This window comes from Haloferax sp. DFSO60 (assembly GCF_046557615.1).
Taxonomy (GTDB): domain Archaea; phylum Halobacteriota; class Halobacteria; order Halobacteriales; family Haloferacaceae; genus Haloferax.
Genome location: NZ_JBKIII010000001.1, coordinates 1,565,598 through 1,578,671 on the forward strand (window position 1 = coordinate 1,565,598; position 13,074 = coordinate 1,578,671).

Here is a 13,074-nt window from a genome sequence, read left to right on the forward strand (position 1 = left end):
GGCAATGAGTGAATCCCGCGATTTTTGTCCGCGATGCGGTGACCCGATTCCGGAGCGACCGGAACCGCTCCCCGGGATGCCACGCGAGCGCGACGACGTTCTCTGTGATTCCTGCTATTTCGAGGATTTCGACCTCGTAGATGCGCCCGACAAAATCCAAGTCCGCGTCTGCGCCCAGTGCGGTGCCCTCCATCGCGGCAACCGCTGGGTAGACGTCGGCGCACAGGACTACACGGACGTCGCCATCGACGAGGTCTCGCAGTCGCTCGGTGTCCACATCAACGCCGAAGAGATTCAGTGGGGCGTCGAGCCCGAGCAAATCGACCAGAACAACATCCGGATGCACTGCCACTTCTCGGGTGTCGTTCGCGGAACGCCGGTCGAAGAGACCGTCATCGTCCCCGTGAGCATCGCCCGCGAGACGTGCCAGCGGTGTGGGCGCATCGCCGGTGGCTACTTCGCCAGCATCATCCAAGTCCGCGCAGACACGCGCGTCCCGACGAAAGAAGAGGCCGAGAGAGCCATCGAAATCGCCGAATCCTACATCGCCGAACGTGAGCAGAAAGGCGACCGAAACGCGTTCATCACGGAAGTGGACCGCGCACCCGACGGGCCGAACATGAAGATTTCGAGCAACAAGATGGCCAGCGGGATTTCGAAACGTATCCGCGAGGAACTCGGTGGAATCATCGACGAACACCCGACGCTCGTCACCGAAGACGGCGACGGCAACGAAGTCTACCGCGTCACGTTCGTCACGCGCCTCCCGCGCTTTGTCGAAGGAGACATCATCGACCCCGAAGACGGCGACGGGCCGGTGTTGGTTCGCAGTAATCGCGGGCGACTCCACGGAACGCGCCTCGCCTCCGGAGAAGAGTACGTCGCGGCGTTCGAAGAGGGTGAAAACCCAGACGCAGAACCGCTCGGGTCTGTCGAAGATGCCGAAGAAACGACCGTCGTCACGGTCGAAGACGAACACGCAGTGCAGGTACTCGACCCGGTGACGTTCGAAGCGAAGACGATTCCGCGGCCGGACTACTTCGACCCCGACGCGCAGATGGTGTCGGTACTCAAGAGTCAAGCCGGATTACACATCTTGCCGGATGCGGTCGTCGAAGACGACGAGTAGAAATTAGTCAGCGCTCGCCGGGGTGTCGGCGGGGGCGACGCGCACAGTCGTTTCAGATTCTCGCACGGTGATGCCGTGGCGCTGGAGCGCAACAGTGAGTTCTTTTTCCGAGTAGCCAGAACGCGTTGCCGCCTGCGAGAGTGTGAGAGTCCCGCTGCGGTACAGTGTCATCGCCGTGGCGAGTGCGGTAGAGTGCATGGCCGATACACCCTCATTCAGGGGCCAAGGTGTTAACTATTACGTGAGAAAGCGTGTCAAACACAGAGTTAGTCTCTCCATAGCTTTACAAACAACAACCCATTTTGTGCATACCTTTGCCAAACAGCCACTAGCATTAACAATCATGTGAAATTTGGCACGAACTTCCCGGACAGAGTGGACGGAGTGGTGATTTTTGCCACAATAGTGCCATGCCGTCGCACGATTAGGTGTGACAGACACACCAGTAGTGTCCCAAAAGTATCACAGCAGAGAACTGGTCCCAAACCGTTAATTTCATCGCTGCGCGAATATCGCAGTATGAACACCCAACAAATCCTGGCACTGACGCTCGTAGCGTTGATGCTCGGGTCGAGTTTGTTCTACGCGGTTAGCTTCGCGCTGTAATTACTCTCCCCAGACGTCAGAGAGCGGGTGGCTCTTCTTGCCATCGTCGTCCTTGCGCGAGCGACTGCTCTCCGAACTCCCCGAAGTTGAACTCCCTGCTGAGGAACCGCTCGACTGCTGGGTCGATGTTCGTGACTGACTGGTCGTGGTCGAATCCCCCGACCAATTAGACTGGGCGCGCGACGCATTGCTTCCTCGACCGCCCGCCGCAACCGGGTCGAATTCGGGCAGCGTGGGCTTCGACATCCTATTGACCTGCTCAGCGAACCAGTCGGGCATCTCGTGGCGTGTCTTGTCGAAGAGTTGGAGCAGACTCGAATCGGCGATGTAGGTGTCGCCGTAGTCGTCCGGCGCGCGGACTACCCGCCCGCAGGCTTGCATCACCGTACTGAGTGCGGCGCGTCGATACCACGACCACTGGCCGTCTTCGAGACGGCGAGCGACGCGCGAGTCGTTTGTGTTGAGATACGGTGCTTTACACAGCACTTGCCAGCGACACAGGTCGCCTTTCAAATCCAGCGCCTCTTCCATCTTGACCGAGAGGAACACCTCGGGGTCGTCCGTGGCTTTCCACGTCTCTAACTCGGCGTCTCGGTTCTCTCGGTCGTGGCCACGAATCCGATTTCCAAGCCCTAGCTCGGCGAGTCGGCGACGAATTTCCGCCTGAATCGCATAGGAGTGACAGTGAATCAAGCCCTTCTCCTCACGGTGTTTTGCCATCAACCGAACGACGAGTTTGGCGATTTTTGGAAGCGTCTCGTCTCGGTGTTCGTAGGTCATCTTCCCCTGTGTCACGTCGTACAGCGGTCGGTTTTCGACGGGGAACGTGTGACCCACGTCCACGAGTGCAACCTTCTTCGGGTCCAACCCGACAGAGCGACAGAAGGCGTCCTTGTTCAAAATCGTCGCCGAGAGGAGTGCGAACTTGTTTCCGCGGTCCCACACCGTGTGGCGGAGATACCGCGCTGGGTCGAGCGGCTTGATGGAGATGGGCGACCCCGCGCCGTCGTGTTGGTCCACGACCCACGTCGTGGGACTCTGTGGGTCGCGGTAGTCCTCGATAAACCACTGGAGTTCGCCCTTGAGTTCTTGTAGGCGGTCGCGCCGGGCGGCCTCTTCGGGCGTCAACTCGGGCTTTGCGAGTAAGTCGTCCTTCACGCGCGAACACACCCCAGCGAGCGTCTCGGCGAATCGAACGACGCGTTCGAGCGGGTCGTCCGCTTCCGAGAGGTCGGGGACACCGATATCGTCCCAGACCGGCACCGTTCGCGGCTGGAGGTCGATGGTTGCGTACATCTCAGCCCACTCGGCGAGGCCGTGGGCTTCGTCGATGACGACCACGTCGCGCTTTCTGAACACGTCCGACCCCGCTGTTTGCATGAAATACGCGAGTGTCATCGCCGCAATCTGTCGATTCGAGGCGATAGCGCGGTCCGAAAAGTACGGACAGCGGTGCCGAACCGTGCAGTCGAATCCGCGTTCGCGGACACAGGGTGCCCTATCGACTGGCGTCGTCTCCTCACCACGGAGAATACAGTTGTAGTTCGACTTACCGCGGATAATTTTCAGGTCAGAGAGCAGGTCGTCTTCGGCAACGTCGTCCAGTTGTGACACCTGCGGGGTGGTGTAGTAGGCGTCTGTCGCGTCTGCGGGGCTGGCTTCTTCGACAGTCCGAGCGGCCCCCGCTATCGAGCGCGCGAGGAGGGACTTGCCGCTCCCGGTCGGCGCACGAACCAGCACCACGTCCTTTCCGGAGTCGAAGGCGTCACGGATGTCTCGGAGGGCTTGCTCCTGATTACCGCGAAAACTGGGGGCTGGAAACGACTCGATGATACGCGACGGGTCCACGGTATGTCGTGTTGGTGGGCAGGCCTAAATCCACCGCTCCCGCGTCAAACTCGAAGTTCGCGTCTCGAACTCAGAGCGCCGCCACGTCTTCGGCTGTCGGTTCGTGGTCACCCGGCAGACGCTCCATACACTCGAAACACAGAAAATGCTCAGAGCCATCGACGAGTTCGAGCGTCATGCCACCCGACGAAGAGGTCGGAAAGTTCCAGAGGTCGCCAATACCGCCTGCGATTCGCACGTCCTGCCCGCAGGCGTCACACGGTTCTGAAGTCATGACAGGAGAAACGCGCTTCTCGCTCAAAAGCACCGCGCAGCACAATTATGTTGATTGGACGATAATTTGTATGGTATGCACGTCGATTGCGAAGGCTGCGCCGGATGCTGTATCGACTGGCGTCCCGTCTCTTCGGTCGAATTAGACCACGAGCGACGCGGCCCGCGAGCGCCGCTCGACGACACCTACAACCTCGTCCCACTCACCCGCGACGAGATTCGGAACTTCGTCAACGCTGGCTATGGTGACGTTCTCACCCCGCGACTGTGGCGCGCGGAAAAAGGCGGTGTCGAAATCGACGGTGTAGAAGTCGCCGCTATCGACGGCAAGCCCGCCTTCTTCGTCGGCTTTCGAAAGCCACCCAAACCGGTCGCACCCTTCGGTCTGGACGAGACGTGGCTTCGCGCGTGTGCGTTCTTAGACCCCGAGACGCTCCAGTGTCGCATCCACGACAGTGACCTCTACCCCGACGAGTGCGCGGAGTATCCCGGTCACAACCTCGCGCTCGAACAGGACACAGAGTGTGCGCGCGTCGAGCGCGTTCACGGCGGCGAGCGCTTACTGGATTCGACACCGCCGTCGGACTTCCAAGGGTTGCTCTTAGGCCCACATGCACTTGGCGCGAAACTCTTCGTCCACCCCGACCCGAACCGACTTTCGAGCGTTATCGACCACCTCCAGACGCGAGAACTCACATCTGAAGAGCGGGCAGAGTTCGTCGGCGTCGCCATCGGTTCGCACGCAGGTTCGACCGAAGTCGACGAACAGCGCGCGAACGATGGTCGTGAGCGCGCACTGGCGGCCGATTCGTGGGCTGGCGCGGCTATCGAGGCGTGGGAAGCGGCCGTCACGTCGCTCGGCGAACCAGCGAACGGGGCACCAGACCCCAAATTAGTCGAAGTCGAACGCGGTGCGCCAGAAACGTCGGGATGGAACTGAGTGGATAGAAAGCGAACGACGAGACGAGTTTAACACCACACAGTGCGTTACCATACTGCATGAAGGTACTCGTGACCGGTGCCACAGGGTTCGTCGGCAGGCACCTCGTTCCGGCGCTCTCCGAGGCAGGACACGAGGTAGTCGCACTCGTTCGCGACCGAACGCAGTACGTCACACCGGAAGGTGTCGAAGTCGTCGAAGGCGACCTCTTCGACGCCGAGACGCTCGAAGGCGCGATGGATGGCGTCGAAGCCGCGTACTACCTCGTTCACTCGATGCGTGCGGGCGGTGATTTCGAATCACGTGACCGACTCGCCGCGCGGAATTTCGTCGCGGCGGCGACTGCCGAAGGCGTCCAGCGCGTCATCTACCTCGGCGGACTCGGCGAAGAACGCGACCGGTTGTCACCGCACCTTCGGTCACGCCGCGAAGTCGAACACCTGCTCCACAGTGGCTCGTTTTCGGTGACGACACTGCGGGCAGCCATCATCATCGGCGACGGCAGTGCGAGTTTCGAGATGATTCGCCAACTCGCGACTCGACTGCCCGTGATGGTGACCCCACAGTGGGTCGAAACGGAATGCCAACCAATCGCCATCGACGACGTGGTGGGCTACCTCGTCGGCGTCCTCGACCACCCGGAGACGGCGGGAGAGACGTACGAAATTGGTGGTCCTGAGGTACTGACGTACCGCGAGATTCTCCAACGTGTCGGCGCGCACATCAAACAGTCACCGACGATTGTTCCCGTCCCCGTGTTGACACCGCGACTCTCGTCGTACTGGATTGGCCTCGTCACCGACGTAGAGACGAGCGTGGCCCGGCCACTCATCGAGGGGCTGAAGAATCCGGTCGTCGTCCACGACGAGCGCATCCGCGACATCGTCCCGCTCGAACTGACGCCGTTCGACGACGCCGTGGCCGCGGCACTCGGGGGCGAACCCATCGAACCAATCAGTATCGAAACCCAAACTGGGGTCTAACGTGGGAACGCTGAGAACGGACGTCGGAGAGTCGAAAACACACGCAGTGAGGAACGAGCGGTGAACGAGTCGCCGGACTACGGTGAGACGTGGGTCTACGAGAGTATCGTCGGCGCGTTACCCGGTATCGACATCGGTGAACGCGGTGCAATCGCCCTTCAGATTGCGATTTTCGAGGTTGCCGTACTCGCGTTGACCTGGGTGTACGACCTCTGGGCGGCGGCTATCGCCGGGACGATTGCGATTCTCGTCGCGGCCTCAGGGAGTGTCGTCATGCTCCGAATGGGCGAGTGGATTCGTTCGACAGCGGTACCCGGGTCGTATCGGAGGCTCCTGTTCGGGTCGAGCATCGAAGTCGTACTCGCAGTATTGGCGTTCATCGCGCTCGTGACGCACCTGTTCGTCTTCGACCCACGAGAGAGTGCGACGCCGCTGTTGACGACGCTGTTCGGTGAGAACCCACCAATCGTCGTCGTCTACTTGACGCTCCTCATCTTGTGGGACCTCTGCTATCGGATTGGAACGTCGTGGTGGGTCGCCGTCGTCGGCCTGTGGGGGACGCTCAGCTTTCGATTCAGCGAACCGACCGCACGGACGATTCGAAAGGTGAGTCTCCTGAACGTCGGATTCGCTATCGCTCAGTTAGCACTCGTGCCGTTCCTCCTCGACGAGCCCGTGTTGTTGGTCGCTGTCGGCGGGCACGTCGTTGCGGTGACTGTCGTCTCAGTGGCGACGGTGGCGACAACGCGAAAATAATCAGGCTTCAGCTATCGGACTTCATCTGCTTGAATTGTTCGAGTAGCGCGTCCGCTGAGTCGCCAGAGTCGAACTGAACAGTGCCACGGTAGGTTTTCCGGGTGTCGTCTGTTCCCGGTTCGACCTGACTGGTCATCCGTTCGCGGCGTTCATGTTCGGCTTCGTCGTAGGCCCCCATTGACATGATACACCATACCGTGTGTATGTATCACACATATAGTTATCGGAGAAATTCAAAATAGTGATAATTAGAGCCGGAAGGCAAGAAAGGATAAAACCATCCCCCGGGCTAGAAGGAGTGTGGCACGCCCGCTTCGATTTCGATATGCGCCCGGGATGTGGGACGACTCGCGGATTCGTCGCGAGATTCTCCAACCCCTCGATTCTAATCTCGGTGCCGAGATGAGCGCACCGCTGAACAGTCCGCCAACCGGGTACGACGCCGTCCGTTTCGATATGGACAACGGCGACATCGCGCTCTTCGCCTGGACCGACGACCACGCCTATTGGCTCGGGAACACCGAGACGCCGAGTTCACTGTGGCGAACCGACAAAGAAGGATTCGACCAAGCCCCTTTCGAACTCTCTCGGTGGGCACAACGCGAGTTGATTGCCGAACTGTTCGAGGAGTCACCGTGGCTCGAGCCCTACCCATACCTCTCGTGGTTCTTCCTCCCGGTGTTTCTCTCGAAAGACGGCCGGAAGACGACCCGCGAGTTCTTCTACGACTACAACGCAGGCTTCCCGGATACGACACGTGACGAAGCACTCCGATTCTACGACTCGTTCTTCTCGACCGGCGTCCTCGACGAATACCGAGAAGTGATGGCCGGAAAACTCGGCACTTCGGAGTACTTCGACCAGGTTCGCATGGCGGCGGCGATGGGCGAGTTCGACGTGGCGTATCTCCTCACCGAAGCGGGCTACGACGTGGTACCGGAAATCGAAGTGACGACCGGTCACTCCATCGACTTTCGGGCCAAAGGCATGCAGAGCGGTGGTCCACTCATCGAAGTGACGCGCCCGCTCCCACCGAATCAACGCTCTGTCAGCAATCCAATCGCCGCGATTCGAGATACCGCAGAGACGAAGACGGGTGGCTCAGGCCAACTTGCTGAACACGGCGGCGGCGTGACGCTCTTCGTGGATTGTTCGTCGTTCCCCGACGACGACTGGGCGTCGATCATGGCCGAAAAGCCAGACGTTCGACATCGGCCCGCCGTGGTGTTTCGACTCCGCCCGGACGGGCACGTCGAAGGCTACAGCAAAGGCTCAGTTCCAGTCGAGTTGTCGTGGGTAAAATAGGAAACAGACCGTGAGCATAGTTCGGGCGTGACGGCCCGAGGCTTGATTAGAACGAAACCTGTTGTGGTCCGTTCTCTCCGAAAGACGTTGGGTCGCGGTCGCTGTAGTAGCGCCGCCCGATTGCCTCGTGGCCAACGCCGGTGTAGAGGGCATCGAGCACGTCCTGCGGGCAGGTGTAGATTTCGTCACCGAGCCGAGAGATGATTGCTGCGACCGTCTCGTGCCCGTTCTGGAGTTCGATTACTTCTTCCCCATATTGGGTAACGAAGTCGGTAGAGCTGGTCGGGTACTCGTGGCGCGCGATGACGTCGCCGAGTTCATTCAAACGCATTACAACCACACATGTCCGGTACCTATTCTTAATGATTGTCCATGAGGATGATTAGTGGCTTAGTAGTCCTTAATGGTCCTTAATGGTGCGCAAAGCTTGTACTTCTCAGGTGCGCAAATTCGAGTATGAGCCACGAGAACCCCGCTGCAGACCTCCATCTGCATACCACGGCGTCGGACGGCCAGCTCACTATCGAGCAACTGCCCGCCGCGGCCCACGCGGGTGGCGTCGAAGTGGTCGCCGTCACCGACCACGACCGATACCATCCGGAACTCGACGCCCCAGTGGTCGAACGCGATGGCCTGACCATCATCCACGGCATCGAACTCCGCGTGGATGCAGGAGACAGACAGGTAGATTTGCTCGGGTACGGCGTCGAACAGACGCCCGCACTGACACGCGAAATCACCCGACTCCAAGAGGATCGTGTCGAACGCGCGCGCGAAATCGTCGAGCGCGTCGAAGACGAGACGGAGGTCATCATCGACATCGACATCCAAGACGGCGTGGGGCGCCCGCACATCGCCCGCGCAATCGACGTGAGCGACGCACCCTACGACTACCAAGGTGCGTTCGACGAACTCATCGGCGGCGGCAGCCCGTGCTACGTCCCGCGTGAACTGCCCTCGTTCGACGATGGCGTCGCCGCGCTCAAATCGGCCTGCGACGTGGTCAGCCTCGCCCACCCGTTCCGCTACCGCGACCCGGCGGGCGCGATAGAACTCTGTGCCGACCTCGATGCAATCGAACGCTACTACCCGTACGGATTCCCCGTCGAGACGGACTTGCTCGATTCGGCAATCGAGAAGTACGACCTCTTGGCCACCGGCGGGAGCGATTGTCACGACACCAGACTAGGACGGGCGGGTCCACCACGAGACGAATTTAGTAGAATTAGTGACAGAATATCTGCCTTCTAGTGTGGTTATACGCGTTATAACTCCGAAAACTACCGAGTACGTAGGCTTAAATCCTATCAGCCCTGATAGAGCGGTATGCAGTGTCACTACTGCGAACGTCAGGCGGCTTACGCTGCCGAGAAGGACCACATTAAAGTCGGTCTCTGTGAACGCCATTTCCGCAAACGCGTCGAAGAACTTGCCGAGTCTGACCAACTCGCCGCGCTCAAAGAGAAACTAGATATTAACCGAACATAGTGGAATCCTATCGGTAGCAATACCGACTGCTTGTTTTAGCTCAGAACTCTCCCACCGAAGATGTAGAGCGCCGCGAGCGCACTCTCGAAGATGAGCGTCCCGACTGCCGAGAGGACGATGAACTCTCGTGGCGACATCTCCGAGAAGCCCGCTGGAACGGTGAGCATCCCGCGCGTGAACAACATCGCGTTGCTCGCGGGGATGACAATCGGTCCCCATCGGTCGAACCAGCCATCGAATCGGTCGAGCGACGACTCGCTGACGCGGAACCAGCGCCGAGTGAGGAGGTAGTCGCGCCCGCCGCGTTTGGCGACGGTGAACAGAACCAACTGGCCGATAGTCGCACCGAGGACGGCGACAGCGAGGATTGGAATCAGGTACTCTGGGCCGATAAGGACGAGTGCGCCGGGGACGAGGAGTTCACTCGGAACGACGTACAGCAACATCGCTCCTTCGAGGATAAACACCAAGAAGAGAATCACGAATGCAAACTCCGAGGCTAAGAGTTGGCGCAAGACCTCCGGCAGTTCGGGGACAACACTGCTCATCACCCACTCTAGCCACACGACGAATTTGGTTATGATGTGCATGACAAAGAGAGCGACGAGATTTTGCTCCTCGCACTCGAAGCGGCGCGCATGGACCTCACCGACCGTCCGCGGCGGCTTCGAACCGACGGGATTCGACCGCTCGTGTCGGAGACATCGCTCGATTCGACGGACCTCGTGGTGCCAATTTTCGTGGACGCGACGACCGACGAACGCGTCCCTATCGAGTCGATGCCGGGCCACGAACGCGTCCCGCTCGACGAGGCTGTCGCCCGCGTGCGCGAAGTTCGTGAGACGGGCGTCGAAGCCGTCATCGTCTTCGGGATTCCCGAGTCGAAAGACGCCGAAGGGTCGCGCGCGTACGCGAATGACGGCATCGTACAGGAAGCAGTTCGCCGCATCACCGACGAGACCGACGCCTACGTCATCACCGACGTCTGCTTGTGCGAGTACACCGACCACGGTCACTGTGGAATCGTCGAAGAGGGGGCCGAAGAGAATCCGACGCTCACCGTCCAAAACGACCCGACGCTCGAACTGCTCGCCAAGACCGCAGTCTCGCACGCCGAGGCCGGAGCCGACATGATTGCCCCCTCGTCGATGACCGACGGCATGGTCGGCGCGATTCGCGAGGCGCTGGACGAAGCAGGCTACTCGGATATCCCCATCATGTCCTACGCCGCGAAGTACGAGAGCAACTTCTACGGACCCTTCCGCGACGCCGCCGACGGCGCACCTGCCTTCGGCAACCGGCGGCACTATCAGATGGACCCCGCGAACGCCCGTGAGGCGATGCGAGAAGTCGCCCTCGACGTCGAACAGGGCGCAGACGTGCTGATGGTCAAACCCGGCCTGCCGTATCTCGATATCATCCACGCCATCCGCGAGACGTACGACCACCCGGTCGCCGCCTACAACGTCTCCGGCGAGTACGCGATGCTCCACGCCGCGGCAGAAAAGGGCTGGTTGGACCTCGAAGCGACGGCGTACGAATCGCTCGTCTCACTGAAGCGTGCCGGCGCAGACCTGATTATCACGTACTTCGCCGAGGACATCGCAGAGCGACTGTAAGCCGTACGAGCAGAGAGTCACCATCCTCGCTATCGGTGTCAACGTGGCAAAAATTGGTTCGTGACACCACCCCGCGCACCCCGGAATATCAGGTAGTCGGGCAATATTTTCCTGAACGTTTGTCCAGAGAATCTCGAAAGGAGTTCGAGATAGTGGACAGAATACGACCTTATATGCGTAATATTCTACGGCATTTTGTTTAAACGTCAGGTTACATTCCCCAAAAATTGTCTTTTTCAACGTGCAACTTTATGTATGCCCTCCCCATGAAGCCGAACCGTGATGAAGCACCACATTCCACACAGATACGGAAGAAAAGTGCCTGATTGTCCACTCGCAGTGAGCAGAGGTGTACACAAGTGATTTCGCTCCAAGTTGACCCGAGTGTCATCGCTAGCGGGGTCAACTACGTCTGGATTCTCGTCGTGTCGTTCCTCATCTTCTTCATGCAGCCGGGCTTCGCCCTGCTCGAAGCGGGACAGGTTCGTGCGAAGAACGTCGGGAACGTCCTGATGAAGAACATGACCGACTGGGCACTGGGTGTCCTCGTCTACTTCATCGTCGGTGCGGGCGTCGCAACCATCATCGGCGGACTCACCTCACCTGGAGGGTTCAGCGCGGCCGCGGCGTTCTCCTACATCGGTGACTCCGGTTCGTGGATCGACTGGCTCTTCGGCGCTGTCTTCGCGATGACCGCCGCAACCATCGTCTCCGGCGCGGTCGCCGAACGCATGGACTTCCGTGCGTACGTCGTCTTCGCGGGTATCATGACGGGTATCATCTACCCTGTCGTGCAGGGCCTCACGTGGTCCGGCGGCCTGCTCGCCGGAAGCGGCTACCTCGGAGCCATTCTCGGTGTCGGCTACCTCGACTTCGCCGGTGCAACCGTCGTCCACATGTGCGGTGGTGTCGCCGGTCTCGTCGCCGCGAAGATGGTCGGCCCACGTAAGGGTCGCTTCGATGCGAACGGTGACAGCCAGCCCATTCCGGGCCACTCGATGCTGCTCGCTGTTCTCGGCACGCTCATCCTCGCCTTCGGCTGGTACGGCTTCAACGTCGGTACGCAAGCGACCGTCCTCGCCGTCACCGAGAGCGGTGGACTCGAATTCATGGGCGCCGCACTCGGCCGCGTCGCACTCGTGACCACTCTTGGCATGGGCGCAGGCGCAGTCGCCGCAGTCATCGTCTCCGCGCAATACCAGGGCAAGCCCGACCCCCTCTGGATGGCAAACGGCCTGCTCGCCGGTCTCGTCGCAGTTACGGGCGCAGTCCCCCACGTCACGTGGTGGGGCGGTCTCATCCTCGGCGCACTCGGCGGCGCAATCGTCCTGCCCGCGTTCCGCTTTACGGTTGACACGCTCAAAATCGACGACGTGTGTGGCGTCTTCGCTGTTCACGGTGTCGCAGGCGCAGTCGGCACGGCACTCATCCCAGTCTTCGCAGTCGGCGGATTCTCCGCCACGCAACTGGTGATGCAGGTCGCCGGTGTCGGCGTCATCGCCCTCTGGACCATCGTCGCCTCCGCTGTCGTCCTGTTTGCGACGAGTGCGGTCTTCAACCTCCGCGTCTCGGAAGCAGAAGAACTCGAAGGTCTCGACATCGGCGAACACGGTGTCTCGGTCTACCCCGAATTCGTCGGCGAGTCCTCACCCGACCGTGCGCTGGGAACGCCCACGGCGACCGACGGTGGCAGTGAGGTTCGCACGGACGGTGGTGTCGAAGCCGAACACACGTCGGACTCGTTCGACGGAGGTGACTCGAAATGAGTGAAGAAAACGACGGTATCAAACTCATCATGGCGGTCATCCGCCCAGATAAGCTCGCAGACGTCAAACGCGCACTCGCGGAAGCGGGTGCCCCCTCGCTGACAGTGACGAACGTCTCCGGTCGCGGTTCACAGCCTGCAAAGAAAGGCCAGTGGCGCGGCGAGGAGTACACCGTCGACCTCCACCAGAAGGTTAAAATCGAGTGTGTCGTCGCAGACACACCGGCCGAAGACGTCGTAGACGCCATCGTCGAGGCTGCCCACACGGGTGAAAAAGGCGACGGCAAGGTGTTCGTCATGCCTGTCGAATCGGCTGTCCAAGTTCGGACCGGAAAGGAGGGGAAACCAGCAGTCTGAATCTC

Annotated in this window: 16 protein-coding genes; 10 read left to right on the plus strand and 6 right to left on the minus strand. The window is 60.3% G+C overall.

Features of this window, described 5'->3' with window-relative positions; translation table 11 throughout:
- The first annotated feature begins 4 nt into the window (after positions 1-4).
- Entirely contained in the window at positions 5-1,129 is a 1,125-nt protein-coding gene (locus ACK509_RS08435) for a 60S ribosomal export protein NMD3 (protein WP_410766033.1), read from the plus strand.
- A 3-nt stretch (positions 1,130-1,132) separates the two neighbouring features.
- Here ACK509_RS08435 and ACK509_RS08440 read toward each other — a convergent pair whose 3' ends face one another.
- The 3 genes from ACK509_RS08440 to ACK509_RS08450 all read right to left on the minus strand — a co-directional run bounded on the left by ACK509_RS08440 (position 1,133) and on the right by ACK509_RS08450 (position 3,857).
- Positions 1,133-1,327 (minus strand): hypothetical protein, encoded by a 195-nt coding sequence (locus ACK509_RS08440; RefSeq protein WP_410766034.1) that lies wholly within the window; start codon positions 1,325-1,327, stop codon positions 1,133-1,135.
- A gap of 408 nt (positions 1,328-1,735) precedes the next feature.
- Positions 1,736-3,583 (minus strand): helicase C-terminal domain-containing protein, encoded by a 1,848-nt coding sequence (locus ACK509_RS08445; protein WP_410766035.1) that lies wholly within the window; start codon positions 3,581-3,583, stop codon positions 1,736-1,738.
- A gap of 70 nt (positions 3,584-3,653) precedes the next feature.
- The gene (locus ACK509_RS08450) at positions 3,654-3,857 is read right to left on the minus strand and encodes a hypothetical protein (RefSeq protein ID WP_410766036.1); all 204 of its coding nucleotides are present in this window, start codon (positions 3,855-3,857) and stop codon (positions 3,654-3,656) included.
- Between the two features lie 75 nt (positions 3,858-3,932).
- Between ACK509_RS08450 and ACK509_RS08455 the strand changes: the two genes are divergently transcribed.
- Genes ACK509_RS08455 through ACK509_RS08465 form a run of 3 tightly spaced genes read left to right on the plus strand, consistent with a single transcriptional unit; the run spans position 3,933 to position 6,535 of the window.
- Entirely contained in the window at positions 3,933-4,796 is an 864-nt protein-coding gene (locus ACK509_RS08455; protein ID WP_410766037.1) for a YkgJ family cysteine cluster protein, read from the plus strand.
- A 59-nt stretch (positions 4,797-4,855) separates the two neighbouring features.
- Complete coding sequence (locus ACK509_RS08460; protein ID WP_410766038.1) at positions 4,856-5,779, plus strand: NAD(P)H-binding protein; 924 nt, start codon at positions 4,856-4,858, stop codon at positions 5,777-5,779.
- Between the two features lie 60 nt (positions 5,780-5,839).
- Positions 5,840-6,535 carry a hypothetical protein gene (locus ACK509_RS08465; protein ID WP_410766039.1) on the plus strand — a complete coding sequence of 232 codons (696 nt, stop codon included), beginning with the start codon at positions 5,840-5,842 and terminating at the stop codon, positions 6,533-6,535.
- A 7-nt stretch (positions 6,536-6,542) separates the two neighbouring features.
- Here the strand turns inward: ACK509_RS08465 and ACK509_RS08470 are convergent, their stop codons facing one another.
- Positions 6,543-6,719, minus strand: coding sequence for a DUF5786 family protein (locus ACK509_RS08470; protein WP_410766040.1), 177 nt, complete (start codon positions 6,717-6,719; stop codon positions 6,543-6,545).
- A 116-nt stretch (positions 6,720-6,835) separates the two neighbouring features.
- On the opposite strand from ACK509_RS08470, the gene ACK509_RS08475 reads away from it, so the two are divergent.
- Positions 6,836-7,840, plus strand: a complete 1,005-nt coding sequence (locus ACK509_RS08475; protein WP_410766041.1) for a DUF5784 family protein — start codon at positions 6,836-6,838, stop codon at positions 7,838-7,840.
- Positions 7,841-7,886: 46 nt separating this feature from the next.
- On the opposite strand, the gene ACK509_RS08480 is transcribed toward ACK509_RS08475, so the two are convergent.
- The gene (locus ACK509_RS08480; RefSeq protein ID WP_410766042.1) at positions 7,887-8,171 is read right to left on the minus strand and encodes a DUF2795 domain-containing protein; all 285 of its coding nucleotides are present in this window, start codon (positions 8,169-8,171) and stop codon (positions 7,887-7,889) included.
- A gap of 125 nt (positions 8,172-8,296) precedes the next feature.
- On the opposite strand from ACK509_RS08480, the gene ACK509_RS08485 reads away from it, so the two are divergent.
- Both ACK509_RS08485 and ACK509_RS08490 read left to right on the plus strand, forming a co-directional pair.
- A complete protein-coding gene (locus tag ACK509_RS08485) occupies positions 8,297-9,091 on the plus strand; it encodes a PHP domain-containing protein (RefSeq protein WP_410766043.1) in 795 nt (264 codons plus the stop codon).
- A 75-nt stretch (positions 9,092-9,166) separates the two neighbouring features.
- Positions 9,167-9,328, plus strand: coding sequence for a DUF6757 family protein (locus ACK509_RS08490; protein WP_390225193.1), 162 nt, complete (start codon positions 9,167-9,169; stop codon positions 9,326-9,328).
- Positions 9,329-9,363: 35 nt separating this feature from the next.
- Here the strand turns inward: ACK509_RS08490 and ACK509_RS08495 are convergent, their stop codons facing one another.
- Positions 9,364-9,876 (minus strand): DedA family protein, encoded by a 513-nt coding sequence (locus ACK509_RS08495; protein WP_410766044.1) that lies wholly within the window; start codon positions 9,874-9,876, stop codon positions 9,364-9,366.
- A gap of 90 nt (positions 9,877-9,966) precedes the next feature.
- On the opposite strand from ACK509_RS08495, the gene hemB reads away from it, so the two are divergent.
- The 3 genes from hemB (at position 9,967) to ACK509_RS08510 (ending at position 13,069) form a co-directional block, all read left to right on the plus strand.
- Positions 9,967-10,947, plus strand: a complete 981-nt coding sequence (hemB, locus tag ACK509_RS08500) for a porphobilinogen synthase (RefSeq protein WP_410766274.1) — start codon at positions 9,967-9,969, stop codon at positions 10,945-10,947.
- 359 nt (positions 10,948-11,306) lie between these two features.
- Positions 11,307-12,713 (plus strand): ammonium transporter, encoded by a 1,407-nt coding sequence (locus ACK509_RS08505; RefSeq protein ID WP_410766045.1) that lies wholly within the window; start codon positions 11,307-11,309, stop codon positions 12,711-12,713.
- A complete protein-coding gene (locus ACK509_RS08510) occupies positions 12,710-13,069 on the plus strand; it encodes a P-II family nitrogen regulator (RefSeq protein ID WP_410766046.1) in 360 nt (119 codons plus the stop codon). The genes ACK509_RS08505 and ACK509_RS08510 overlap by 4 nt, the downstream gene beginning before the upstream one ends.
- Positions 13,070-13,074 lie beyond the last annotated feature (5 nt).